The sequence below is a fragment of the Paraburkholderia sp. RL17-373-BIF-A genome (assembly GCF_046030175.1).
Classification (GTDB): domain Bacteria; phylum Pseudomonadota; class Gammaproteobacteria; order Burkholderiales; family Burkholderiaceae; genus Paraburkholderia.
On sequence record NZ_JARESO010000022.1, the window covers coordinates 99,873 to 123,471 of the forward strand.

Here is a 23,599-nt window from a genome sequence, read left to right on the forward strand (position 1 = left end):
GGTCCTCGTTCGACAGCGCTTGGCTAGTTCGAATAGATGTACTTCTTCATGTCCGGCTGATCGATGTTCGTCTTGTCGAGCACCACGAAGCCGGTGCTCTTGAAGGGCGGAATCTTCTTGCCGCGAATCACGTCTGCCGCGAACTTCACGCCGTAATAGCCGATTTCATCCGGGCGCTGCGCGATCGCGATATCCACGAGGCCGCTTTTGATCTGCTGGTCGATGCCAGGCACGGCGTCGAACACCACCACCTTGACAACGCCTTGCTTGCCGGCCGCCTTGACGCCTTGGGCGGCGCCGCTGCCGGAGAACGTGTTGGCACCGAACACGCCGGCAAGGTCGGGGTTGCGCGCGAGCACCGCGGCGACGTGGGATGCAGCGCGGTTCGCATCGTCCTCGTTATATTGCGTCTGCAGCACCTTGATGTTCGGGTGCTTCTTCATCTCGTCCAGGAAACCCTCGGCACGCGCATCGGTACTCGATATGCCCGGCTTGTTGTTTTCGCAATAGACCGTGCCCTTGTCGCCGATGGCCTTCGCGAGCGAGCGCGCCGCCACGCGCCCGCCTTCCAGGTTATCCGAAGCAATGTAGGACAACGGGAAATCCGCGTCGCCCTTGCCGGTCTGATAGTGGCCGTCGCCGATATACGTATCGACCGTGATGACCTTGATGCCGGCGTCGGCCGCTTCCTTCAGCGGTCCGATCAGTTGCTGCTTGTCGACCGGTGAAACCAGCAGGACATCCGGGCGTTTGGCAATGAACGCCTTGAGGATCGGCACCTGCTCCGTGGTGTTCCATGCCTTCGGCACCTGGAATAACAACTGGACGCGTTCTTCGTTTGCGGCCCGCTCGGCGCCGCGGTGCATCGTGAAGTAGAAAGGATCGGTGACGCCCGGCAGCAACGCGACGACGGGATGCGCGGCATCCGCATAAGCCGGCCCCGTGAGCGAAGATGCAACGATCGTTGCAAGTGCAATCAGATAGTGGGAAACGATGCGCTTCATTTTTGTCTTCCTCCTGTTGAGTCCGACGAACGGCGCCTGACCTGACTCGTTCTGACCTTCCCGAAGTGACGGCGTCCGGCAGTTGGCCAGTATACTGACGAGCGTCAGGATCGACCCTGGTGTTTTCCTGCATCGTTTCCGCATAGTCGCGCTGATGGGCCGGGATTGCCCTGTGCCCCGGCTGCGGTCTCGCCTACCACGCGCCGCGTCGGCGGCGCAGCCTTGCGGCCTGTATGGTGGTGTCTCGCGGCGCCAGGTCCCGGCGATTCGAATCGATCGACCTTGAGGCAATGCCGTGCCGTCCGCCCAGCACGCACGCGGTCAGTCCGGCATGCCGTTGTGATCACCGATCGGCCTGATCGGCCAGTCCGTCCAGCGGTCCGCGCGCGTCAGTTCGTGCGCTTCGTTGAGCGGATACCGGATACGGTTGTCTTCGCGCGGCCGCTCACCGATCACCATCAGCCTGACTTCGTCTTCAGTATTGTTGATGAAGGTGTGGCAGATACCGGTGCCGGCCGGAAACGCCACCGAGTCGCCTTCGGCAAGAGCATGCAGAACGCCGTCGATCCAGACATCGGGCTTGCCGTGAAGCACGTAGACGAACTCCTGTTCGGTGCTTTCGGCGTGCGGATATGAAGTGCGCCGACCCGGCAGAAGCCTCACATGATGAATGCCGATCCGCGTAATACCCATCGCGGCGGAGAGTGGCGCGTCAAGGCCCATCGGCTCTGAATCGCCGCGATAGCAATGCGCATGGGGTTCTTCCAGTTCGGTCCAGTGTTTGATGAAATCGGGGCGACCCATCGCTTGTTCTCCTTGAGGACGAGAAAGATGATAACGGGTTACCGAGAGTTCGACGAAACGCCGTCATTCGCCGCACGGGCGCTGATCGACTCTCACGTTCGGCCCGTGCTGCCAGCATCAATTCAATGCGCCACTCCTTATTCGTTCCAGCGACGCCAGTATCGGCGCGACCTTTGCCAGCTCTGCGCGCATCTCGTCGATCAGCCATTCGGACACCTTGCGCACCGATCCCGATGGCTCGCGCGTACGGCATTCCAGCACGTAATTGCAACCCGTCTCCACCAACCGGTCCGACGCGGGGACGACCGCCCCTGTATTGAGCGGCGCGGCGACCGCGAGAAGCCAGCCGAGCAGCGCCCCGTGCCCGAGCATGGCGCCCTGCAGCGCGAGGCCCGGATCGGAGTAGCTGGCGTGTTTCGCGGATGCATGGTTCATCACCCGCGTCAGCTCGAAATAGTCGGCCCACGTATGCGTCGTCGGCTCGAGGTGAATCAGCGTGTGACCGCCCGCCTGACGCGGCGCGTCGAGGGGGCCGTGCTCCGCGAGATAGCCCGGGCTGCACACGGCGATGATCAGCTCCGGACAGAAACAGAGCGCATCGTGCTCGGAACCGGGCTTATGCAAACGAATGCCGAGATCGGCGCCATCGAGCGGACCGTACAGGCGGCTTGCCATCACCTGCAAGCGCAGGTTCACCGAAGGAAACGCATGCTGAAAGCGCTCGAGGCGCGGCAGCAGCCACTGCGACGCGAACCCGCTGGAGATGGAGAGCGTGACCGTCTCGCTCTCTTCCTTGCGGCTCTTCAGTTCGGTGATCGTGTCGCTCACCTGGCCGAAACCCAAGGCCACCGCGACGTGCAGTTTCGCGCCCTCGTCGGTGAGGGCCAGTCCGGTTTTTGTGCGCGAGAACAGCTGGAAGCCGAGCGCGTCTTCGAGACGCGCCACCATGCGGCTCACCGCGACCGGCGTCACGTTCAGTTCGAGCGCCGCACGCGTGAGGCTCATATGACGCGCGGCGGCCTCGAAAACGAGCAGCCCTTGAAGCGAAGGAAGTCTAAGTCCCATCTGCTAACACCATGTTATCCACGTTGACGAACATGTAAATTGACGCGCTTTCAGGGCAACTCTACTTTGTCGGCAGACCCATCGAAAGAGTCCCGACATGACAGAGCACAACGCGGACGAAGTGCGGCCAGCCGCTTCGTCTGATCCCTTGCTGCAACCGCTGACGCTCAAGCACCTGGTGCTGAAGAACCGCGTGATGAGCACGAGCCACGCGAGCCGTCTCATTCAAAACGAATTTCCGCAAGAAGTCTATCAACGCTATCACGAGGAAAAGGCCAGGGGAGGCATCGGGCTCACCATGTTCGGCGGCTCGTCGAACGTGAGCATCGACAGTCCCAACACGTTCCAGCAGATCAACATGGGCGTCGACGAGGTCGTCCCGCATCTGCGGCACTTCTCCGAACGCGTGCACGCCCACGGCGCCGCCCTGATGTGTCAGATCACCCATCTCGGCCGGCGCGGCGATCCGTACGCCGAACCGTGGCTGCCGATGCTCGCGCCGTCGCCGCGCCGCGAAACGCTGCATCGCGCGATCCCGCAAGCGATGAGCGAGCACGACATCAAGCGCATCGTGGCCGACTTCGGACGCGCGGCGCGCCGCTGCCTGGAAGGCGGGCTCGACGGCCTGGAGACGCATGCGGGCGGCCATCTGATCGGGCAGTTCCTCAACCCGGCCGTCAACCTGCGCAGCGACCGCTATGGCGGCTCGGCCGCGAACCGGTGCCGCTTTGCGATCGAGGTTCACGAGGCGATCCGCAAGGAAGTCGGCGATGCCTATCCAGTCGGCTTGCGCTTCGCGCTCGAAGACGGCTGCAGCTTCGAAGAAAGTCTGGAAATGGCCCGCATCCTGCAGCAGAGCGAGCTTTTCGACTTCTTCAACGTGGTCTACGGACGCATGGACACGAAGATGTCGCTGGTCGTCAACAGCATGCCCGGCATGTTCATGCCGTCCGCGCCGTGGCTCTCCAAGGCCGCCGCGTTCCGGCGCGCGGTGCGGCTGCCGGTCTTTCACGCCGCCAAGATCGCCGATCTCGCCACCGCGCGCTATGCGATCGGCGAGGGCCTCATCGACCTGGTGGGCATGACGCGCGCGCACATCGCGGAGCCGCATCTCGTGCGGCTCATCGAGACGGGCCGCGAGGAGGCCGCGCGCCCTTGCGTCGGCGGCTCGCATTGCCGCAATACGAAGGCGACCTGTATCCACAACGCGGCGACCGCGCGCGAAACCTTCCTGCCGCACGACATTGCGCCGGCCGCGGCGCCTCGCCATGTGCTGATCGTCGGCGCGGGGCCGGCCGGACTCGAAGCGGCGCGCGCGTGCGCGAGCCGGGGCCATCGGGTCACGCTGCTCGAAGCGGCCGACCGCGCAGGCGGACAAGTGCTGCTCGCGGCATCGGGAAGCTGGCGCAAGGATCTGATCGGCATCGTCGACTGGCGTCTCGCCGAACTGGAACGGCTGGGGGTCGACATCCGCTACAACCAGTACGCCGAACTCGGCGACGTACTCCAGGAGCGCCCGGACGTGGTGATCGTGGCGACCGGCGGCACGCCCGATCTCGACGCGCTGCCGGGCGGCGAATCGTGCCGTTCGGTGGTCGATGCGTTGTCGGATACACCGCCGCGAGCCGGCCGCGTGCTCGTCTACGACGGCACCGGCCGTCATAACGCCTATCTATGCGCCGAGCGCTTCGTGTCGGCGGGACTCGACGTGCGCCTCGCCGTGCTCGACGCGTTGCCCGCGCAGGAAACCGGCGGCAAGGGCGACGACCTCGTGTGGATGCGCAACCTCGAAAAGTGGCAGGTGCCGGTGCGCGCCCATCTCGAACTGGTCGAAGTGCGGCGCGAGGTGCGGCAGGACAACTCGGGCATGCTGCGCGCGATCTTCAGGCATCAGTTGACCGACGAGCTCGTGGAGCTGGAAGCGGAGCATGTGGTCGTCGAACGCGGGACCCTCGCGGTGGACGATCTCTTCGAGGCCGCCCGCGTGCACTCGGTCAACGACGGCCAGATTGACCTCGCCGCATTCGCCCGCGGAAACGCGCAGCCGGTCTTGCAGGCGGCAAACGGCGACGCGCAGTTCCATCTTTACCGGATCGGCGACGCGGTGGCGTCGCGCGACATCCATACAGCGATCTATGACGCGTATCGCCTCTGCGTCGCGATGTAGGCGAACACCCTTCCCGCTCGATCAGAACTCAAAGGACAGACCATGGCCATGCCTCCCGACAGCGATAACCCCGACCTCGAACGCAGGCGTGCCGTGAAAACGCTTCTCGCGGCCGGCGCCGCCGCAACCGCAGGCTGGTCCGCATGGGCCGGCGCGGCCACGACCGCGACTGCGGCCGCCGCTGCCGTTGCAAAGCCGCGTCAAGGCGGCATCCTGCGCGTCGCGACGGCCAACCAGTCGCAGTCCGATTCGCTCGATCCCGCGAAGGCCTCGCATACCGCCGACTACTCGCGCATGTTCATCTTCTACAGCGGCCTGACCGAGTTCGACAGCAACTTCAAGGTGCAAAACGCACTCGCCGAGTCATTCGACACCAGCGATCACAAGCGGTGGACAGTCAAGCTCAAGCCGAACGTGCATTTTCACGACGGCAAGCCGCTCACGGCGGACGATATCGTGTTCTCGCTCTCGCGCCACAAGGACCCGATGACGGCGTCGAAAGCCAAATCGATTGCCGATGCCATCGACTCTGTCAAGGCGACAGGGCCGCTGCAAGTGGAGATCGTGCTGAACGCGCCCAACGTCGATCTGCCCGCGCTGCTCGCCGTGCCGCATTTTGTCATCGTCGCCGCCGGCACGAAGGATTTCTCCAAGGGCAACGGCACGGGTCCGTTCGTCTGCAAGGAATTCATGCCGGGCGGCCGATGCGTCGGCACGCGCAATCCGAACTTCTGGAAGCCGGGACCGCCGTATCTCGACGAAGTGCAGCTTGTCGGCATCGTCGACGATGCCGCGCGCCTGAACGCACTGCTCGCCGGCGATATTCAGCTCGTCTCGCCGGTGCCCGCGCGGGACGTCGAGCGCCTCAAGCGCGCCGGCGGCTTCGGCGTGCTCGAAAGCCAGTCGGGTCTCTACACCGATCTCATCCTGCGTCAGGACGCGACGCCCACCCGCAACCCCGAGTTCGTCCAGGCGATCAAGTCCCTGCATGATCGCGAGCGCATTCAGAAGACACTGCTGCGCGGCTATGCGACCATCGGCAACGATCATCCGGTTCCCGCTTGGCACCCGTACTATCTCGCGGGACTGCCGCAGCGCACTTACGACCCCGACCGCGCGAAGTCGCTCATCAAGAAAGCCAATCTGTCCGGCACGGCGGCGGAAATGGTGGCGCCGCCTTCGATCGAATCCGCACTCGATTCCGCGCAGATGTTGCAGCAAGCCGCGATGCAGACCGACCTCAAACTCGACGTGCGCCGCGTGCCCGCTGACGGCTACTGGTCGACGCACTGGATGAAGCATCCAATGACCTACGGCTCGATCCTGCCGCGGCCGACGCTCGATCTGCTCTACACGCAATTCTTCAAGTCGGACTCCGTGTGGAACGAGTCGGGCTGGAAGAATGCGCAGTTCGACGAGCTTCTGGTGCAGGCGCGCCAGGAGAAGGACGAAACCAGGCGCAAGCAGATGTACGGCGATATGCAGACCATCGTCTACGAGAAAGGCAGCATCATCATTCCTGCGTTCATCAACTTCATCGACGCGCATAGCAGCCATGTCAAAGGGCTCGCCGGTTCGCCTTCGGGACGCTTGATGGGCTACCGCTTTGCGGAATTTGCCTGGCTCGACGCCGCGTGATCGAGCGTTCGCGGGCGCTGTAACTGGCCTCGCGAATGCCAGCGGCGCCAAAGACAATGCTCGCACGTTCGACGAACCTGCCTCCGCAAAAGGGAGGCGTCACGGAGGGAAGTGATCGCGCCTCGTCACTCAGAAGCGATTGGTATAGGAGATCGCGACGGTGTGGCCGCGCGCATCGCGACTGAGGGTGATGGCCCAATTGGTCAGCAATGCCCCCGACAACGCGCCCGCCAGGTCCGCAACCAGATCCTTGTAGGAAAAGCCGCTGCTACGGCAGGTGCCGTCGATGCCTTCCTTGATCAAGCCAGGTACCGTGCCGATGAGCGTGCCGTAAATGACGGGATGCTCGGTGTCGCGTGTCAGATAAGCGCCGAGCGCACCGAAAGGCGCCGAGACCGCGAAATGCTTCAGCTTGTCGCTTTGAAACCAGCCATCCGATGTTTGAAAGCGGTATCCGCCGCGTCCGCCGTCGCAGTCCACATCGGCGTGCGCGGCAGCACTTGCCGCGAGCATGATCGCGAGTGAGATGCCGTGTCCCCATGTTGTCAACATGTGTTACTCCCCGTTTGTTTTTTCGATTTGGTTTTTTCGGGGACGCGCACCGAGCCAGTACCCGTATTGCGCCGTCACCCAGTCCTGAGTTCTACAGAGACGATGCGCAGCACAATGTGCGCCGGATGACTAAACTTCCGCCATGTGTGTGTGCTGTGCCGCAGATATGGACGCCGTTCGGCTATCTGGCGGCACACCGCATGCGCCGGATGGCTCGGTCGAATTGTGGATTCTTGGCTCTGTTGACCGAGCCGTGCGCGGGGTATCGTGAGCATCGTTCCCTGTGGAGACACACATGCCCGCCTCGCTTCGCTTCGTTCACCTCGACACGCCCGATGCGCTGCTGCCCGCATTCGACGTCATGCGCCAGTTGCGCCCGCACCTGACGGACGCGCCCTCGTTCGCCGCGCAGGTGGCCAGACAGCATGCCGAAGGCTATCGCCTGCTCGCTGCGTCCGACGCGGGCAGCATCGTCGGCCTCGCCGGTTATCGCACGCTGACTAATCTGCTGTATGGCCGCTTCGTCTATGTCGACGATCTGGTTGTCGATGGCAGCCTGCAGCGTGGCGGCGTCGGCGCGCAACTGCTCGACGCGGTACGGCAGATTGCGCGCGAAGCCGGCTGCGCACAATTCGTGCTCGACACGGGCCTGCACATGCCGCTTGCGCAACGCTTCTATTTCCGCAATGGACTGCTCGCTCGCGGCATGCACTTCGTCGAACCGCTCGCCTCTCTTTCCCATCCTGCCGGACTAACGTCATGAGAATTTTGCTGCTCAATGCCAGCCCGCATGGCGAGGCGAGTCACGGCTACCGTTTCGCCGACGAGATCGTCGGCATGCTGCGCCGGCACGCCACACCCGCTGCATCGGCCATCCAGGTGATCGAACGCGACCTGGCAGCCGCACCGCTGCCGCCCGTCGCCCGCGACTATGCCCGCGCTGTCACGTCGCGTACGCCGGATAACGCGCAATTCGACGTCTCGGAGCAACTGATCGGTGAAATCGAAACGACGGATGCGCTCATTATCAACACGCCGATGCACAACTTCACGGTGCCGGCAGCGCTCAAGCTGTGGATCGACTACACGCTGCGCATTCATCGCACGTTCGCCTCTACGCCGGAAGGCAAGGTCGGACTGATGCGCGACCGGCCGAGCATCGTGATCGTCGGTTCGGGCGGCGTGCATAGCGGCGAACGCGCGCGGCAGCCGGATTTCCTGACACCGTATCTGCGCTACGCGCTCGGCTCGATCGGCATCCAAAGCGTGCAGTTTCTTCTCCTGCAGGGGCTCGTAGTGGGCGAAGCAACGGTGGCCGAAGCGCTCGATGCGGCGCGCGCCCAACTTACCGGAGATGCAGTGTTCGCCTCGCTCGCCGCGCTGGCGGCCGGCAATGCGACGGCGACGGCGGGTTCGGCTGCGCGGAGCGCATAGAGCACGCGGACTGAATGCGTTCCGAGAGCGCTCTTGTCGCATCGTGCGAAGGCGTGAAGCGTTGCGCCAATTCGCGATCTGGAGACATACCCCGCGCGTCAGCCGTCCAGACACGCACGCAACGTTCGCGCGAGACGGCCTGCTTCATCCGCATCGGTAATGTTAGCGAAGCCCATCACGAGGCCGCGCAGCGCGCGCCGCGCGCGGCTATTCGCGTACCAGATCGAAAGCGGCAGCACCGCGAGCCCCCCTCGCGGGCGCGCGCGGCGACGGCGACATCGTCGACCGGGCCAATGGGGCCTTCGGCGAACTGCACTGCGAACTGAATTCCACCTGGCGGCAAATCGACAATCAGCCGTTCGCCAAACGCCTGCTCCAGCGCGCGCACGATCAGCACGCGCCGCTCGGCGTACAACGCGCGCATGCGCTTCAGATGCCGCGCAAAATGCCCCTGTCCAATGAAATCCGCCACGGCGGCCTGCAATAGCGTCGGCGATCCGGCGTTCATGCTGCGCGCCACCCGCCCGACGCGCTCGACGGCCCGCTCCGGCACCACCACATACGCGAGCCGCAATCCGGGAAACATCACCTTGCTGAACGTGCCGCAATAGATCACGCGATCGCGCCGGTCGAGGCTCTTTAAAGCCGGCAAGGGCCGGCCCAGATAGCGGAACTCGCTGTCGTAGTCGTCCTCGATGATCCAGCGGGACGCCTTCCCTGCCCAATCCAGCAGCGCCATGCGTCTCGCGAGCGACAGCGTGTGCCCAAGCGGGCTTTGATGCGACGGCGTGACCATGGCGAAGCGCGCCTGCGCATCCAGCAGTGTGCCGCGCTCGACGTCGATCCCTTCGCTATCCACCGGCACCGCCACGAGTTGCACGCCGGTCTCGGCGAGAAAACCGCGCGCCAGCAGATAGCCGGGATCCTCGAACCACACGCGATCGTTCGGGCGGGCGAGACTGCGCAACACGAGTTCGAGCGTCGCACGGTAGCCGCCGGTCACGAACACCTGTTCCGGCAGGCAGGTCACGCCGCGCGACAGCCCGAGATAGGTAGCGATATGTTCGCGCAGCGGCCGGTAGCCGGCCGGGTCCGGATACGCGAGCATCGCGCGTGCGCCGCTGCGCGCGCGATGCGCAACGAGCCGGTTCCAGACCTTGGTTGGAAACGCGTCGAGCGCGGGCAGCCCGGGTTGCAACGGCCTTGGCTCGCCGCTCATGGTGACGGTGACGGCCAGCTGGCGCGCCGCCACTTGACCATCGCGCGATTCAATTGGCGTCCGCGGCGTCGCGGCACCTTCAGCGCCTTGACTGCCGCGAGCATCCTGAACACCTTGCGCACGCGACGAGCGCATCACCGATGCCGGCAGCGACGGCGATACGAACGTGCCCGCCGCGCCGCGCATCTGCAGGTAGCCCTCGTCGACGAGGATCGTGTAGGCGAGCTCGACCGTGCCGCGCGCCGTGTTCAGCTGCGTGGCGAGGCCGCGCAGCGCGGGCACGCGATCGCCGGGACGCAGATGTCCGGCGGCGATCGCGGTCCTGAAGCGCTCGCAGATCTGCAGATAGATCGGCAACTGCTGCTGTCGATCGATTTCGATGGTCAAAGCGGGAGTCGGTACGGTCATGACGGTCTCGCGGGCAAGGTGAGCGGCAAACGGGCTGGACTAGTCGGGTCGATAATTCTTGGCACTTTTCGATCGAGCATGATTCTTCCACAATGGCCTCACGCGATGCGACGGCGGCGAACACTTTTACGCGATACGCCACTCGCCCGGCGCCCCGCGCGTTCCTTTACTCTCTTCTGGAGAATCTGCCATGAAAATCGTCGTAATCGGTGGGTCCGGCCTGATCGGATCGCGTCTCGTCACGCTGCTCAGCGAGGCGGGCCATGAAGCGCTCCCCGCGTCGCCGCGTACCGGCGTGAACAGCGTGACGGGCGACGGCCTGAGCGACGCGCTCGCGGGCGCGGACGTCGTCGTGGATGTGACGAACGCGCCGTCATGGGAGCCGCAAGCGGTACTCGACTTCTTCCGCACCTCGGCGCGCAACCTCGGCAAGGCCGAAGCGGCTGCAGGGGTGCGCCATCACGTCGCGCTATCGATCGTCGGCTGCGACCGCTCGCCGGAGAACGCGTATTTCACGGCCAAGGTCGCGCAGGAAGAGGTGATCAAAGCCGCGGGCGTGCCGTACACGATCGTGCGCGCGACGCAGTTCATGGAGTTCATCGGCGGTATCGCGGATTTCAGCACGGACAGCGGCACCGTGCGCATCGGCGAAGGACTGTTTCAGCCGATCGCCGTCGACGATGTCGTGGCGAACCTCGCGCAGGTCGCACTCGCTGCGCCGCTGAACGGCACGGTCGACATCGCCGGCCCAGACCGCGCGCCCTTCGCGGAAATCATCGCGCGTTATCTGAAATCGGTGGGCGACGCGCGCCCGGTGGTGACGGATCGCGCCGCGCGGTACTACGGCGGCCTCGTCGAGGAACAATCGCTCGTGCCGCTCGGCGACGCGCGGATTGGCCGCGTCGGTCTCGAGCAGTGGCTGGCGCAGGCTAAAAAGGGTTGATTGCGGGTTTAAGCGAAACCTGAATCAACGCGTCTACATTTGCGTTGATCGGAGCCGTCCGCTCAATCGGCGTTGGAACCGAATTAAAATTTTTTGGGTAAAGCATCATTCGAGAGTTCCTGGCATCACGCTTTGCACGCGTCGATCTTCTTCGTGCGAAATCCCTCTGCGATGCGCAATGCCAGGTGGTTCCTTTTTCAGCCCACGCCGTGAGCGCTATGAATGTAAGTTGAGGACGAGCGATCGGTTTAAAGCAGCGCACCTGGAATAAACAGACGCCTCGAGTGTTCCGTTAACGTCGAGGCTTCAGGAGATACCGTCTCGTTTTGGACGGAGCGCTCAATCCTCGCCTAAAGTTCATATCCATTTCGCTGGGTGACAAAAATGCCGAATGTGAAGAAGCACTACACGATTGAAGAAGCCATGGGAGCGATCGATCGTAGCAACGGTCACGAACTGACAAACGGGCCAGGCTCACCCCGCCCTGTCGGACAAGTACCTGACGGTCGAATCCCTTACAACAATACCGGAAAAAAGCAAGGGCATGAATACATGCATCGGGGACACATCGAGCAACGAAATCATAGTGGCGACCACCCGTCAGGCCTCGTTGCGCTTAAACCGCTCCAAAAGAATATGCTGAAAAAGAGCCGTACCGAGAATCGGTATACGTCCGCCCGGCTCACTCAATATCTGCTGAACAGCACACAGGGACAACAAGCGCTCGACGAGTTGGACAATAACGTCGGCAACCCGCAGAAATGGATCCAAAACATTCCGGTAACAGACGGCACAATTTACGGGTTTGAGCAAAACGGCGACGTACCTAAACAGGTTACGAGCGCTGCGATCAATATTCGCAAAATCGGCGGCGAGTTATTTATCGCCTCCGTCTATCCAATGGGATTTTCCGGCGAACGGGATTACGAGTTGGATACCTTTTTCTGATCTCGATTGAAGGCAACGGCTGCTGGGATTGCCTGGCGCCGGCATCGGTTCTTCGCGATCCTCGCAGATGTCACTCAGTTTCGCTGTCGTCGGTGTCCGCATTCGCGGTCACCGTTTCCTGATTCATGGCGGCGGCTGCCAGCGTCGTTGCAAGCTCCGGGTGCGCTTCCTTGCGCTCGCTATAGCGATCGTTCAGGTAGTCGGAGCGGTCACGTATCAGTAGCGTAAACTTGTACAGCTCTTCCATCACGTCGACGACGCGATCGTAATACGACGAGGGCTTCATCCGGCCATCCGCATCGAACTCCTGCCACGCCTTCGCCACCGAGGACTGATTCGGAATGGTCACCATCCGCATCCATCGGGCGAGAATGCGCAACGCGTTCACCGCGTTAAACGATTGCGATCCGCCGCACACCTGCATCACCGCGAGCGTACGACCCTGCGTGGGGCGAACACCACCGCTTTCAAGCGGTAGCCAGTCGATCTGGTTCTTGAATACGGCCGTCAGTGTTCCGTGACGCTCCGGGCTGCACCACACCTGCCCTTCCGACCACTCCGAGAGTTGGCGCAGTTCGACCACCTTCGGATGATCGGCTGGCACGCTGTCCGCAAGCGGCAAGCCGTGCGGATCGAACACCCGCGTTTGCGCGCCGAAATGGCGCAGGATGCGTTCGGCTTCCAGCGCGAGCAGCCGGCTGTATGACGTGGGGCGCAGCGAGCCGAAGAGCAGGAGGATTCTTGGGGGGTGCTGCGAAGCCGTGCGGGGTTCGAGTTTCTGCAGATCCGGCGAGTCGAGGTGCGGTGCGCTGAGGTTGGGCATATCCTGCGTCATTTGAGGAGCCTCCGGCCTTCGCTATCGACGACCTGCTCGCCGTCCTCTTTGGCGAACGAGCCTCTCTGCCCGGCAGGCAGGATCTCGAGCACGACCTCGGAGGGCCGGCACAGGCGCACGCCAAGCGGCGTAACAACAAACGGACGATTGATCAGAATCGGGTGCTGCATCATGGTGTCGAGCAACTGCTCATCGCTCAGGGACGCGTCGCCCAAGCCAAGGTCGGCGTAGGGCGTACCCTTTTCACGCAGCGCGGCGCGGACCGTCAAACCGGCGCGAGCAATCAGCCCCTTCAGTGTCTTCCGATCGGGCGGCGTCCTGAGATACTCGATGACTTCGGGCTCGATCCCGGCATTGCGGATCATCGCCAGCGTGTTGCGCGACGTGCCGCAATCGGGATTGTGATAGATCGTGACGCTCATACATTTTGCCCCTTGATGCCGTGTTTCGCTTCGTACCAATGCTGCGAGCGGTTGACCACGCCGACGACGAATAACATCACCGGCACTTCGATCAGCACGCCGACTACAGTCGCCAGGGCCGCGCCTGAACGGAAACCGAACAGGCTGATTGCCGTGGCGACCGCAAGCTCAAAGAAATTGCTCGCGCCGATCAGACTGGACGGCCCCGCCACGCAGTGCGCGACACCGAGCCGCCGATTCAACAGGTACGCGAGGCCCGAATTGAAAAACACCTGGATCAGGATCGGCACCGCGAGCATGGCGATCACGAGCGGCTCCTCAACGATCGCCTGCCCCTGAAAGGCGAACAGCAGCACGAGGGTCGCGAGCAGTGCGCTGATCGAATAGGGACCGAGACGCGCGACCGCCTGGCGGAAATGCGCGTCACCTTCGGCGAGCAGCTTGCGGCGCAGCAGTTGCGCGAGGATGACCGGGACCACGATGTATAGACCAACCGAGATGATCAGCGTATCCCACGGCACCGCGATCGCAGACAGGCCGAGCAGGAGTGCGACGAGCGGCGCGAACGCCACTATCATGATGGAGTCGTTTAGCGCCACTTGTGAGAGCGTGAAATACGGATCGCCCTTGCAGAGTTGCGACCATACGAAGACCATCGCCGTGCAGGGTGCGGCGGCCAGCAGGATCAGGCCGGCGATATAGCTGTCGATCTGATCGACGGGAAGCAACGGCGCAAACACGTGGCGGATGAAAATCCAGCCGAGCAATGCCATCGAGAACGGTTTGACGAACCAGTTCACGAACAGCGTGACGCCTATGCCGCGCCATTGACTCTTAACCTGGGTCATGGCGGCAAAGTCGATCTTGACCAGCATCGGGATGATCATCACCCAGATCAGCACACCGACCGGAAGGTTGACCTGAGCCACTTCCATTGCGCCAATCGACTGGAACAGCCGGGGTAATAATTGGCCGAACAGAATGCCGCCAACAATGCAGAGAGCGACCCAGACCGTGAGGTAACGCTCGAAAAATCCGATCGCCGGCCGTGCGCCGCCGTTCGCCGTATCAGTGCCGCTCATTGGCTTCCCCTGTGGACTTCTCGCCAATCGCGCGCATTTCTCGCAGTGGCGCTGCGTTAAAGCACATAGTCATCTCGGCCAACTCCACATGGATGTGCATCCGTTTCATGGTTTGTCTCCGCAGCAGCTGACGATGTTGCTTGCCGCACAGGTTGCACCGGCGCAGCAGTTCTCCGTCAGGAAAGCGATCAAGCCCGACATGGCGTCGAAGTTCGCCGTGTAGATGATGAAACGCCCCTCCTGTCGCGGCTTCACCAGGTCTGCATGTGACAGGTCCTTCAGGTGGAAGGACAGGCTGGAAGGGGAAAGCCCAAGCTGCTGAGCGATTTCGCCGGCAGCCATGCCATCAGGGCCGGCCACAACCAGCAGACGGAAGATCGCAAGGCGCGATTCATGGGCGAGCGCGCTCAAGGCGCGTACAACGAGGTTTGAGTCCATGCCCGAACAATAAATCATCCATTTCCATATTTCAAGGATTGTTGAAATGAAGATCGGATTCAGGCGAATGGCACTCGATAGCCGAGCGGAGGTCGCGCACGCGAACGTCCACCAGCGCCCGCTCGAGTCGCAGGGTCAGCGCCTGGTCAGCGACCGTGCGATGACTCGATACCGCTGAGGATGAGATCGATCCCGGCGAGAAAATCGACCCGGTCGTCGTGAACGCGCAACTGTCCGGCGAGGCTGCGTGCGAACGGATACTCATTCGGATCGAGCTGGGACCATACGGTCGCCATCGCGTCCAGGAAGTCGGATCTGTCGACGCCTCGCGTCCGGGCGAACTGCGTGTTGGCGGCGTTCTGTCCAGCGACGCCAAGGATGTAATGCAGCAGCGCGGACACCGCTGCCCACTGGTCTTCATCGGGCACATCAAGCGCGCGAACCTGCTGACCCAGGCATTCGACAATGCGCACCATGGGCAACTGCCCCGCCACACGTGTGAGCGCCGAGCCAACCCACGGATGCGCGTCGATCGCGTCGAACATGCCCAGCGCGAGGGCGCGAATTGTCGCCTGCGGTGTCGCGCCGGCCACGCACGACGCCATCGTGCGAGCGACGATCGCGTCGCAGGCGGCGGTCAGCAGATCGCTCTTGTTCTCGACGTGCCAATAAATGGCGCCAGCACCGGTGGCAAGCCGTTCGGACAGGGTCCGAAATGTCAGTCCGCTTTCTCCACTGCTGTCCAACAGCACGATCGACGCCTCGATGATGCGATCCCGCGAGAGCGATTCTTCTCGTCGCTGAGGGCTACGTGGAGTGTTACGTGATTTTCTGGTCATGCCGCATCTTGACACATTTGGAATGTCGTTCCAATATCGTGGAATGACGTTCCATAACTATCTGCGGGGTCCCCGGTGACGGCCTCCAACATCGAAGGAAGCAGGATGAATAATCCAGTCACGGTCAACCGCAAGCAATCCGCACAGAATCGATCTATTCACGACGTGATCATTTCCGGCGCAGGCCCCGTAGGCTTATTTCTCGCCTGTGAATTGGCCTTGGCCAAATGTTCCGTCCTGATACTCGAAAAGACGAAGGATCCGCACTCGCCATTTAAGCAGCTGCCTTTCGGCATACGCGGACTCTCCGCGCCAACTATTGAAGCGCTTTACCGTCGTGGATTGCTACAGGAACTTGAGATCCATAAACGCCTCAAGAATCCCCACCAAAACTCTGGCGAAGGGTCGCGTCGTCAGGTCGGACACTTCGCCGGCATTCCGTTTCATGACGGCGATATTGACACCTCTCAGTGGACGTATCGCCTGCCGAGTTCGACCGCAACCAGTTTGATATCCGAAATGGAAGAGCTTGAAGTGGTGCTGTCTCGCCGCGCAGAAGCCTTGGGCGTCGAAATCAAGCGCGGGTTTCCCGTTACCGACTTTCATCAAGCCGAGGACGGAGTCACTGTTCAGTGCGGAAACCATACTTTTGAAAGTCAATGGCTCGTGGGTTGCGATGGAAGCCGCAGTGTTGTTCGCAAGGCAGGCGGTTTTGAATTCGTCGGTACTGAGCCGGAATTCACCGGCTACACGGCTAAAGTCGACATTGCCGATCCGGAGAAGCTCAAGTCGGGCCGAAACGTGACACCCGCAGGCATGTACTTGCAGTCGCAGCCAGGTTACCTGGTGATGCAGGATTTTGATGGCGGCGCATTCCATAGCGCAGGAACGCCAATCACGCGAGAACACGTGCAGGAAGTTCTACGCCGCATCTCGACCACCGACGTCAGTATCAATGGCTTGCACATCGCGGCCACGTGGACGGACCGGGCACGGCAGGTAACAACCTATCGCAACCGACGGGTTCTTTTAGCTGGCGATGCCGCGCACATTCATGCGCCGCTTGGAGGCCAAGGGCTCAATCTTGGACTGGGCGACGCCATGAACCTGGGCTGGAAGCTCGCCGCCACCATCAAGAGGAAAGCGCCGGAAGGCTTGTTGGACAGTTATCAGACGGAACGACACCCGATCGGTGCACGGGTTCTGGACTGGTCCCGCGCCCAGGTCGCAATCATGAGACCCGACCCACAAGCCCGCGCACTAAATGCAATTATCCGCGACCTGATGAACACGCGCGATGGTGCCACCTACTTTGCAGGAAGGGTGTGGGGCGTTTTCACAAACTACAATCTTGGTGGCGGCCATCCCCTCGTAGGCCATAGCGTTCCCAACTTTGAGTTCGAAGACGGCGCAACAATCGGTGAGCTAATGCGCGATGGCCGAGGCGTACTGCTTGATTTTCACAGCAACGCTTCGCTCAAAACTTTGGCGAACTCAGATGACGATCGAATCAAGTACGTTTCTGGCCGGGCGAAAGAACAATCGGGCTTGAGCGCTGCACTGGTACGTCCTGATGGGATTATTGCCTGGGCCTCTGACAACGACCCGGATTACAGCGAACTCCAAAAAGCCGCGGCTCGCTGGTGAAGGACGGAATCAGAATGAATACTCCAGTCACAATCATCGGTGCCGGGCTCGGCGGCCTGACACTCGCTCGCGTCCTCCACGTTCACGGTATTGCAGCGACGGTCTACGAAGCGGAAGAATCGGCAACCGCGCGCGCACAGGGAGGATTGCTCGATATCCACGAATACAACGGGCAGCTCGCACTTAAAGCAGCGGGGCTCTTCGACAAATTCCTCGGGATCATCCGAACTGGCGGCGAAGCGACCCGGGTGCTCGACAAGGACGGCAATGTCCTGATCGATGAGCCCGACGACGGTACAGGCGGTCGACCTGAGGTACACCGAGGAGACCTTCGTCGGATTCTGCTTGACTCACTTCCTGCCAACACGATCCGCTGGGGACACAAGGTCACAGCGGTCGGTCCACTCGGCGACGGCCGGCATATGTTGACCTTCGCCGATGGCTCGACAGTGACCACCGACCTCCTCGTCGGCGCAGACGGCGCCTGGTCAAGAGTTCGTCCGCTTCTTTCCAAGGCTAAGCCCGCATATGTCGGCGTTTCATTCATTGAGACATACCTGTTTGACGGCGACACCCGTCACAAGGCAAGCGCCGAAGCGGTGGGCGGCGGCGCGCTGTTTGCGCTAGCGCCGGGGAAAGGCATCCTCGCACATCGCGAGGCCAATGATGTGCTGCACACGTACGTCGCCTTGATCAAGCCGGAGGATTGGATCGCTCGCATCGACTTCTCCCACCCGCCCACTGCCTTAGCCCGCGTCGCCGAGGAATTCGACGGCTGGGCTCCGGAGCTCACAGCGCTCCTAACCGATGGTGAGACTGACCCTGTGCCTCGCACTATCCATGCGCTGCCGGTCGAGCACAAATGGGATCGCGTACCCGGCGTGACTTTGCTTGGCGATGCAGCGCACCTGATGTCGCCGTTCGCTGGTGAAGGGGCCAACCTCGCGATGTACGACGGCGCTGAACTCGGGAAAGCCATCTCCGCCAACCCCGGTGATGTTGAAGCTGCGCTCATCGCCTATGAAAAGGACCTCCTTCCCCGCAGCGCGTCCACTGCTGCGGAGGCTGAACGGAACCTCAAGCTGTTCTTCAACGACAACTCGCCTCAGAGCGTCGTTGAATTTTTCACCAATTACCAGTCCGTCAAGTAGCCCGCTGCACGCCGGCAAATCATGCCCTTTGGCGGGCGCCGGAGGGCGTCCGCCACTCCCTTCCTTAACTGGTTTCTGGACGGCCGTCGTTTGTCGCTGTCATTCCGGAGTTAGCTGGTAAGTTGTCGACGACTGCCTACAGCCTAGTCCGCCTTCACGCCTTCGACTTGAATCTGCAAGCGAGTCAGCGTCTTGAAGCCATATTTAGTGCCCCAAGTCACGCCGTAATCGGCGCGGTCGAATTGCGCGCTGGCTTCCGCACCACACACCTCACGCTTGATCAGCGGGTTGACGAAGCACTTGAACGAATCAATCTTCAACGTCAGCGGCTTGGTCACCCCATGAAACGTGAAGTCGCCCGAGACCTCGGTCGGCGTGTCGCCATCAAAGCGGAGTGCATTGCCTTTGAACGTCGCGGTCGGATACCTGGTGACATCGAAAAATTCATCCGACCTCACGCGCGTATCGAGTTGCGCATTACCGGTGTCAATCGACGCGGTGTCAATCGACACGTCGATCGTGCCAGTCTTCGCAGCGCGGTCAAGTGTCACGACGCCGCTGCTTTTCGTGAACTTACCTCGCCACACCGAAATGCCGCCAAAATGGTCAGCTTCGAAGCTGGGATAGGTGTGCCTCGGGTCGAGGTCGTAAGTCGTCGGGGTCGCCATGGCGGCGCCCGTGATCAGCGCCAGAATGCCAGCTGCAATCAGGTTCTTGTTCAATTCAGATTCCTTGGGTTGGTCTGGTAAGAGTCAAAAAGGCAGCCTGTATATCCATTTTGTCTGGACGGTTCGGGAAGACGAAATCACCCGGGCAAAGATTGGGATGGATCGCGCCAGGTCAGTATTGGAAGAAGGAGCGCCTCGGGGCACGCCGCCGGCGATGTTGAGCACGGACATGTGCCTAACGCTGAAACGTTATCTCGACAATCTGCCTAGTTACATCTGGATTACTAACGAATCTCTCTATGACGCAGTCGCTTTATCGGCGATGTCCATGCGATCATCCTATCCGCGTAACTTGACTATGGCAAGTGAACAGGTTATCCATTCCTTTGCCAACCATGCAACAATGACACCGAGTCAGCGTGGGAAGGGAATCGCAATTGAGCGTCCATAGGCAAGATTTCTGGCCGATGGACTTGATTTTGACTTTCTGAATTCGGAGACGACGCGCGGCGGGAAAGCGACAAACTGGCTTTGAAACGGCGATGATCCGTTGAACTGACTCGAACGGTACGCCATTCGATTCAGCTGAAGCGACAGTCGCGATCCACGCCGATACGACTTCGGCAGAACTCGACGCCGTCGCCGCCAACTGCACTACGCTGTCTGGGGCACAAATCCAGATGAAAACTGTCGGTCAGAATTCGCTGGAAATCAATACTGCATGACTTCAATCAGACGGGCTGAACCGCGAATCGCCAGGCCTCGCCGCGTAACGTTACTCCCGTACACCGTCTACGCGGCGACCATCAGCGGCCCGAGTTGGGACCGTGCAACGTCAACAAAAGCTTGCATTGCACTCGAGACATAAGCATCATGCCGCCGGATAAACAGTGTTTCGACTTGCGCCTTCTCTGGCGATATAGCGTGGATAGTAACGAGATCCTGTTCCGCTGCCGCGGAGACCACGCCTCGGGGCAATAGCGTGATACCGATACCCGCGGCAACGCATGCGATGATCGCATCCATCGAGCCAAATTCGAGGGGCGCTGCCGTGAGCACTCCCATTTCGGCGAGCAGCGCGTCGAGCCGCTGACGGTACGAGCAACCTGAACGGAAGACAATTGTTTTGAGGTCCTGCACCGATCTGATCGCCTCGAGCGTGCGTACGGTACGCGGCGTAACCAGAACCAACTCCTCATGAAAGACTGTCTCAATGTAAAGGTCCGGATGGTCCAGCGGACCCGCTATAAACGCCCCGTCCAGCCGACATTCCGCAACATCGGCCGTGAGACTGCAACTCGTGCCCGTTGTCAGAGACAGTCGAACCTGCGGATACATTCGAGCGAAGTTACTTAGTATTGGAGAGAGCCTCAACGCCACAGTCGTCTCGAGTGTTCCGAGCGTGAGAGTGCCGCTCGGTGCGCCGTCATCCAGCGCTGCCACCTTGGCATCTGCAATGAGCTTTGCAATACGCGCGGCATACGGAAGCATGCGCTGCCCCGCAGGGGTCATGCTCACGCCGCGCACATGCCTTTGAAAGAGAGCGACTCCGACCTCTCTCTCCAGAGATCGAATTCGCGCTGTCACATTGGATTGAACGGTATTGAGCTCGGCAGCTGCCCGGTTCATACTTCCGTGACGAGCTACGGCTTCGAAGACCTTGAGGTCGGCAGCGTCCATGCTTTGCACCTCTATGAAATGTCCACAACCTCGATAAAAGCTTCGATGTCCGAGCGGCAAGCTATCAAAAACTTCGGCTCGATAACTTCGTTTTATTCAGACGCTTGCACGACAAACTGATTGAACAGCGTGCAGACCATCGGCAACTGTCGGAGGCAACCAAAATTCACGAACCGTACGGCGGTTCGCACAGCGCTGCACAGCGAACTTATCTTGCATGCTACACCAAAGCGAAATTGAACATTCGAGGCAAACAGTACCCTTTGGTCGCTTCGCAAACGCGAGAAATAGCGCAGGAACAGAGCAGCGTTGGTGCGACGTTCAGCGCACCGCCGAGCTTGGAGGAGTGCCTGCTTCTATCTGACCCGAAAGTGTACAGAGCGGATCTCGACGATCCGCCCTCGAACTGAGTAACGCGCTATGCGACCTAGTCCTGTGGTCGACCACTCCATCGGATAGCCTCGCGAGTTCGACCACTTAACGGCGACAAAATCTCTGTACGCCACTCCGGGATCTAATGACCAATCGGTCCCGCGAATACCGGAGGCTCCTGTAGAGTCGCACCGCGCGCCCGGTCAGTATCCGCCTGTTTGCTACGGTCCAGTATGGATATCAACCAGCACGTCATAAACGCGAGCGGCATAGTCACTATGGTCGATGGATCGATCGAGAAAAGTGGCTTCGCATTCCCAATAACATGCACCCAGACGGCTGGGCCTGCGACCGTCAGCAAGATGGCAGAGACCAACCCGACAGTTCCACCCACAACGGCTCCAATCGTGGTCAATCGTTTCCAATAAAGGGCAAGCAGTAACACTGGAAAAGTCGAGCTACAGGCGACCGAGAAAGTAAGTCCAAGCATGTAAGCCACATTCTGTGTCCTGAATGCAATGCCTAATGCCACCGCGATGACCCCAAGAACCAGAGTCGATATCCTTGATACCCGTACTTCATTGGCTTGACTCGCGGCACCTTTGCAAAAGACACGGGCGTAAAGGTCATGCGAAACTGCCGAAGAACCCGCGAGTGTCAACCCTGAGACAACCGCAAGAATGGTAGCGAATGCGACTGCGGAGATAAACCCAAGCAACGCGTTTCCTCCTACCGCCTTTGCAAGGTGGATAGCAACCATATTTACGCCGCCGAGCGGTTTTCCCGCGCCATCCAGGAAGTCCGGATTGGAGGCGACCAGCGCGATAGATCCAAACCCGATGACAAACACGAGTGCAAAGAACAGGTTGATAAATGCACTTGCCCAAAATACCGAGCCGCGTGCAGCCCGTGCGTCGGGAACCGTGAAGAAACGCATGAGAATGTGCGGCAATCCCGAGGTACCAAACATCACCGCAAGACCCAATGAAAATCCCGACACAGGATCTCTCACCAGAAACTGTGGACTGAGGATTGCACTGCCCTTTGGATGAATTTCCACGGCACGCCGCAACAATTCCGAGAAGTTAAAGCCAAAATTTCGCAGCACCAGAAAGCTCATCACAATCGTGCCGAGCAGCAGCAACGTCGCCTTCACTAGCTGTACCCAAGTCGTGGCGACCATCCCTCCGAAGGCCACATAAAACATCATGAGAGCGCCAACAAGAATTTCGGCGTAGACATAGTCAATACCAAACAACAGCTTGATCAGTTGCCCTGCCCCCACCATTTGCGCGATGAGGTATAGCGAAACAATGCATAGCGATGCGCAAGCCGAGAAGATACGAATCGGTGTCTCGCCAAGACGCGTGGAAACCGCATCAGCGACTGTATATTTACCGAGTTTTCGCAGTCTCGTCGCCAGCAGAAACACAACAATTGGCATCCCCGTCGCATACCCTACCGCGTAGACAAGACCATCAAACCCACTACTGAACACCAAAGCTGTCAGACCAAGAAATGCACCGGCTGACATGAAGTCACCCGCGATTGCAAGACCATTTTGCAATGCGGTTATTTCACCTCCGGCTGCGTAGAAATCGTCAGTCGACTTCGTTCGCTTGGCGGCCCAGTAGGTAATAGCAAGCGTCGCCAGTACGAAAGCAAGAAAAAACGCTATCGCCACGCCGTTTCCGGTACCTACGCCGCTCCCAGCAGCAAAGGATCCGGTACTCGCAACGCATGCGGATGCTGAAAGCGCGAGAAAGGCGCCATGTCGAAGAATGTTCATATGGGTCACCGGTCAATTTACGATTGAAATTCAGCGGAATTGATACGAAATTTTCGCGAATCTGCTGCGTTTTCGACCAGGACATACAACCCGATAAGCAGCACGCTAACGACCAGAATGCCTATTCCGTATAGGAACGCAACCGTAACCTCCGACCCATCTATCACCGGCGAAGCGAGCGTTGTCGGCGACACGACGGCAAGAGTAATGAACCCGAAGAACATCCGCACTTCGACGAGCGTCAAAAATATTGCCAGCCCCACTTTCTCACTTCCGGCAGCGACACCGTCGACCGCCATCTTTGCTCGGTTCATTTCTCCTCCATATTCTTTTCTACTGCATACTATATATTCCAAAAAAACGTGTTTCTCACCAGACCTGACACAGACAATGCTATGGTTTATCCATATCTTCAATCGTGCTGCATGCACTGCATGCACTGCCTTCCAGCCGCCGGACGCCACGCCCGGCGGAACTCCGAACAAGACTCTAGC

The 23,599-nt window shown here is 60.6% G+C and carries 22 protein-coding genes; 8 read left to right on the forward strand and 14 right to left on the reverse strand.

Annotated features, from left to right (window positions below; translation table 11 throughout):
- Positions 1–23: 23 nt before the first annotated feature.
- From P0D80_RS25970 to P0D80_RS25980, 3 genes are all read right to left on the reverse strand, one after another.
- Entirely contained in the window at positions 24–1,004 is a 981-nt protein-coding gene (locus P0D80_RS25970; RefSeq protein WP_408287544.1) for an ABC transporter substrate-binding protein, read from the reverse strand.
- Between the two features lie 321 nt (positions 1,005–1,325).
- On the reverse strand, positions 1,326–1,808 hold the full coding sequence (locus P0D80_RS25975; RefSeq protein ID WP_408176076.1) for a cupin domain-containing protein: 483 nt from the start codon (positions 1,806–1,808) through the stop codon (positions 1,326–1,328).
- Between the two features lie 117 nt (positions 1,809–1,925).
- Positions 1,926–2,873, reverse strand: coding sequence for a LysR substrate-binding domain-containing protein (locus P0D80_RS25980; protein ID WP_408287548.1), 948 nt, complete (start codon positions 2,871–2,873; stop codon positions 1,926–1,928).
- Between the two features lie 97 nt (positions 2,874–2,970).
- On the opposite strand from P0D80_RS25980, the gene P0D80_RS25985 reads away from it, so the two are divergent.
- On the forward strand, positions 2,971–5,040 hold the full coding sequence (locus P0D80_RS25985; protein ID WP_408287550.1) for an FAD-dependent oxidoreductase: 2,070 nt from the start codon (positions 2,971–2,973) through the stop codon (positions 5,038–5,040).
- Positions 5,041–5,082: 42 nt separating this feature from the next.
- Positions 5,083–6,678, forward strand: coding sequence for an ABC transporter substrate-binding protein (locus P0D80_RS25990; protein WP_408287553.1), 1,596 nt, complete (start codon positions 5,083–5,085; stop codon positions 6,676–6,678).
- 129 nt (positions 6,679–6,807) lie between these two features.
- Here P0D80_RS25990 and P0D80_RS25995 read toward each other — a convergent pair whose 3' ends face one another.
- Positions 6,808–7,230: a hypothetical protein gene (locus P0D80_RS25995; RefSeq protein WP_408287556.1), complete on the reverse strand. Its 423-nt coding sequence runs from the start codon at positions 7,228–7,230 to the stop codon at positions 6,808–6,810.
- A gap of 295 nt (positions 7,231–7,525) precedes the next feature.
- On the opposite strand from P0D80_RS25995, the gene P0D80_RS26000 reads away from it, so the two are divergent.
- Together P0D80_RS26000 and P0D80_RS26005 are read left to right on the forward strand one after the other, a co-directional pair.
- Entirely contained in the window at positions 7,526–7,993 is a 468-nt protein-coding gene (locus tag P0D80_RS26000) for a GNAT family N-acetyltransferase (protein ID WP_408176069.1), read from the forward strand.
- Positions 7,990–8,664 carry an FMN-dependent NADH-azoreductase gene (locus P0D80_RS26005; protein ID WP_408287559.1) on the forward strand — a complete coding sequence of 225 codons (675 nt, stop codon included), beginning with the start codon at positions 7,990–7,992 and terminating at the stop codon, positions 8,662–8,664. The genes P0D80_RS26000 and P0D80_RS26005 overlap by 4 nt, the downstream gene beginning before the upstream one ends.
- A gap of 175 nt (positions 8,665–8,839) precedes the next feature.
- On the opposite strand, the gene pdxR is transcribed toward P0D80_RS26005, so the two are convergent.
- Entirely contained in the window at positions 8,840–10,291 is a 1,452-nt protein-coding gene (gene pdxR / locus P0D80_RS26010) for a MocR-like pyridoxine biosynthesis transcription factor PdxR (protein ID WP_408287562.1), read from the reverse strand.
- Between the two features lie 190 nt (positions 10,292–10,481).
- On the opposite strand from pdxR, the gene P0D80_RS26015 reads away from it, so the two are divergent.
- Complete coding sequence (locus tag P0D80_RS26015) at positions 10,482–11,234, forward strand: SDR family oxidoreductase (protein ID WP_408287565.1); 753 nt, start codon at positions 10,482–10,484, stop codon at positions 11,232–11,234.
- 384 nt (positions 11,235–11,618) lie between these two features.
- Positions 11,619–12,182, forward strand: a complete 564-nt coding sequence (locus P0D80_RS26020; RefSeq protein ID WP_408176062.1) for a hypothetical protein — start codon at positions 11,619–11,621, stop codon at positions 12,180–12,182.
- Positions 12,183–12,252: 70 nt separating this feature from the next.
- On the opposite strand, the gene arsH is transcribed toward P0D80_RS26020, so the two are convergent.
- The 5 genes from arsH to P0D80_RS26045 all read right to left on the reverse strand — a co-directional run bounded on the left by arsH (position 12,253) and on the right by P0D80_RS26045 (position 15,711).
- Positions 12,253–13,017: an arsenical resistance protein ArsH gene (arsH, locus tag P0D80_RS26025; protein WP_408287569.1), complete on the reverse strand. Its 765-nt coding sequence runs from the start codon at positions 13,015–13,017 to the stop codon at positions 12,253–12,255.
- Entirely contained in the window at positions 13,014–13,439 is a 426-nt protein-coding gene (gene arsC / locus P0D80_RS26030) for an arsenate reductase (glutaredoxin) (protein WP_408287572.1), read from the reverse strand. The genes arsH and arsC overlap by 4 nt, the downstream gene beginning before the upstream one ends.
- Positions 13,436–14,521 (reverse strand): ACR3 family arsenite efflux transporter, encoded by a 1,086-nt coding sequence (gene arsB / locus P0D80_RS26035; RefSeq protein ID WP_408287575.1) that lies wholly within the window; start codon positions 14,519–14,521, stop codon positions 13,436–13,438. The genes arsC and arsB overlap by 4 nt, the downstream gene beginning before the upstream one ends.
- A gap of 105 nt (positions 14,522–14,626) precedes the next feature.
- Positions 14,627–14,959 (reverse strand): ArsR/SmtB family transcription factor, encoded by a 333-nt coding sequence (locus P0D80_RS26040; protein WP_132374118.1) that lies wholly within the window; start codon positions 14,957–14,959, stop codon positions 14,627–14,629.
- Between the two features lie 146 nt (positions 14,960–15,105).
- Positions 15,106–15,711: a TetR/AcrR family transcriptional regulator gene (locus tag P0D80_RS26045; RefSeq protein WP_408287578.1), complete on the reverse strand. Its 606-nt coding sequence runs from the start codon at positions 15,709–15,711 to the stop codon at positions 15,106–15,108.
- 192 nt (positions 15,712–15,903) lie between these two features.
- On the opposite strand from P0D80_RS26045, the gene P0D80_RS26050 reads away from it, so the two are divergent.
- Both P0D80_RS26050 and P0D80_RS26055 read left to right on the forward strand, forming a co-directional pair.
- A complete protein-coding gene (locus P0D80_RS26050) occupies positions 15,904–17,445 on the forward strand; it encodes an FAD-dependent monooxygenase (RefSeq protein WP_408287581.1) in 1,542 nt (513 codons plus the stop codon).
- 14 nt (positions 17,446–17,459) lie between these two features.
- On the forward strand, positions 17,460–18,596 hold the full coding sequence (locus tag P0D80_RS26055) for an FAD-dependent oxidoreductase (RefSeq protein ID WP_408287583.1): 1,137 nt from the start codon (positions 17,460–17,462) through the stop codon (positions 18,594–18,596).
- A 143-nt stretch (positions 18,597–18,739) separates the two neighbouring features.
- Here P0D80_RS26055 and P0D80_RS26060 read toward each other — a convergent pair whose 3' ends face one another.
- The 4 genes from P0D80_RS26060 to P0D80_RS26075 form a co-directional block, all read right to left on the reverse strand.
- Entirely contained in the window at positions 18,740–19,264 is a 525-nt protein-coding gene (locus P0D80_RS26060) for a YceI family protein (protein WP_408287625.1), read from the reverse strand.
- Between the two features lie 792 nt (positions 19,265–20,056).
- Positions 20,057–20,944, reverse strand: a complete 888-nt coding sequence (locus P0D80_RS26065; protein ID WP_408176051.1) for a LysR family transcriptional regulator — start codon at positions 20,942–20,944, stop codon at positions 20,057–20,059.
- Positions 20,945–21,458: 514 nt separating this feature from the next.
- Positions 21,459–23,105 carry a cation/acetate symporter ActP gene (gene actP / locus P0D80_RS26070; protein ID WP_408287586.1) on the reverse strand — a complete coding sequence of 549 codons (1,647 nt, stop codon included), beginning with the start codon at positions 23,103–23,105 and terminating at the stop codon, positions 21,459–21,461.
- A gap of 17 nt (positions 23,106–23,122) precedes the next feature.
- A complete protein-coding gene (locus tag P0D80_RS26075; protein ID WP_408287589.1) occupies positions 23,123–23,419 on the reverse strand; it encodes a DUF485 domain-containing protein in 297 nt (98 codons plus the stop codon).
- Positions 23,420–23,599 lie beyond the last annotated feature (180 nt).

What these genes read in the sequence shown, in the direction of transcription:
- P0D80_RS25970 (WP_408287544.1), bottom strand. Translation starts at nt 1,004, where the DNA reads ATGAAGCGCATCGTTTCCCACTATCTGATTGCACTTGCAACGATCGTT.
- P0D80_RS25975 (WP_408176076.1), bottom strand. Translation starts at nt 1,808, where the DNA reads ATGGGTCGCCCCGATTTCATCAAACACTGGACCGAACTGGAAGAACCC.
- P0D80_RS25980 (WP_408287548.1), bottom strand. Translation starts at nt 2,873, where the DNA reads ATGGGACTTAGACTTCCTTCGCTTCAAGGGCTGCTCGTTTTCGAGGCC.
- P0D80_RS25985 (WP_408287550.1), top strand. Translation starts at nt 2,971, where the DNA reads ATGACAGAGCACAACGCGGACGAAGTGCGGCCAGCCGCTTCGTCTGAT.
- P0D80_RS25990 (WP_408287553.1), top strand. Translation starts at nt 5,083, where the DNA reads ATGGCCATGCCTCCCGACAGCGATAACCCCGACCTCGAACGCAGGCGT.
- P0D80_RS25995 (WP_408287556.1), bottom strand. Translation starts at nt 7,230, where the DNA reads ATGTTGACAACATGGGGACACGGCATCTCACTCGCGATCATGCTCGCG.
- P0D80_RS26000 (WP_408176069.1), top strand. Translation starts at nt 7,526, where the DNA reads ATGCCCGCCTCGCTTCGCTTCGTTCACCTCGACACGCCCGATGCGCTG.
- P0D80_RS26005 (WP_408287559.1), top strand. Translation starts at nt 7,990, where the DNA reads ATGAGAATTTTGCTGCTCAATGCCAGCCCGCATGGCGAGGCGAGTCAC.
- pdxR (WP_408287562.1), bottom strand. Translation starts at nt 10,291, where the DNA reads ATGACCGTACCGACTCCCGCTTTGACCATCGAAATCGATCGACAGCAG.
- P0D80_RS26015 (WP_408287565.1), top strand. Translation starts at nt 10,482, where the DNA reads ATGAAAATCGTCGTAATCGGTGGGTCCGGCCTGATCGGATCGCGTCTC.
- P0D80_RS26020 (WP_408176062.1), top strand. Translation starts at nt 11,619, where the DNA reads ATGCCGAATGTGAAGAAGCACTACACGATTGAAGAAGCCATGGGAGCG.
- arsH (WP_408287569.1), bottom strand. Translation starts at nt 13,017, where the DNA reads ATGACGCAGGATATGCCCAACCTCAGCGCACCGCACCTCGACTCGCCG.
- arsC (WP_408287572.1), bottom strand. Translation starts at nt 13,439, where the DNA reads ATGAGCGTCACGATCTATCACAATCCCGATTGCGGCACGTCGCGCAAC.
- arsB (WP_408287575.1), bottom strand. Translation starts at nt 14,521, where the DNA reads ATGAGCGGCACTGATACGGCGAACGGCGGCGCACGGCCGGCGATCGGA.
- P0D80_RS26040 (WP_132374118.1), bottom strand. Translation starts at nt 14,959, where the DNA reads ATGGACTCAAACCTCGTTGTACGCGCCTTGAGCGCGCTCGCCCATGAA.
- P0D80_RS26050 (WP_408287581.1), top strand. Translation starts at nt 15,904, where the DNA reads ATGAATAATCCAGTCACGGTCAACCGCAAGCAATCCGCACAGAATCGA.
- P0D80_RS26055 (WP_408287583.1), top strand. Translation starts at nt 17,460, where the DNA reads ATGAATACTCCAGTCACAATCATCGGTGCCGGGCTCGGCGGCCTGACA.
- P0D80_RS26060 (WP_408287625.1), bottom strand. Translation starts at nt 19,264, where the DNA reads ATGGCGACCCCGACGACTTACGACCTCGACCCGAGGCACACCTATCCC.
- P0D80_RS26065 (WP_408176051.1), bottom strand. Translation starts at nt 20,944, where the DNA reads ATGGACGCTGCCGACCTCAAGGTCTTCGAAGCCGTAGCTCGTCACGGA.
- actP (WP_408287586.1), bottom strand. Translation starts at nt 23,105, where the DNA reads ATGAACATTCTTCGACATGGCGCCTTTCTCGCGCTTTCAGCATCCGCA.
- P0D80_RS26075 (WP_408287589.1), bottom strand. Translation starts at nt 23,419, where the DNA reads ATGAACCGAGCAAAGATGGCGGTCGACGGTGTCGCTGCCGGAAGTGAG.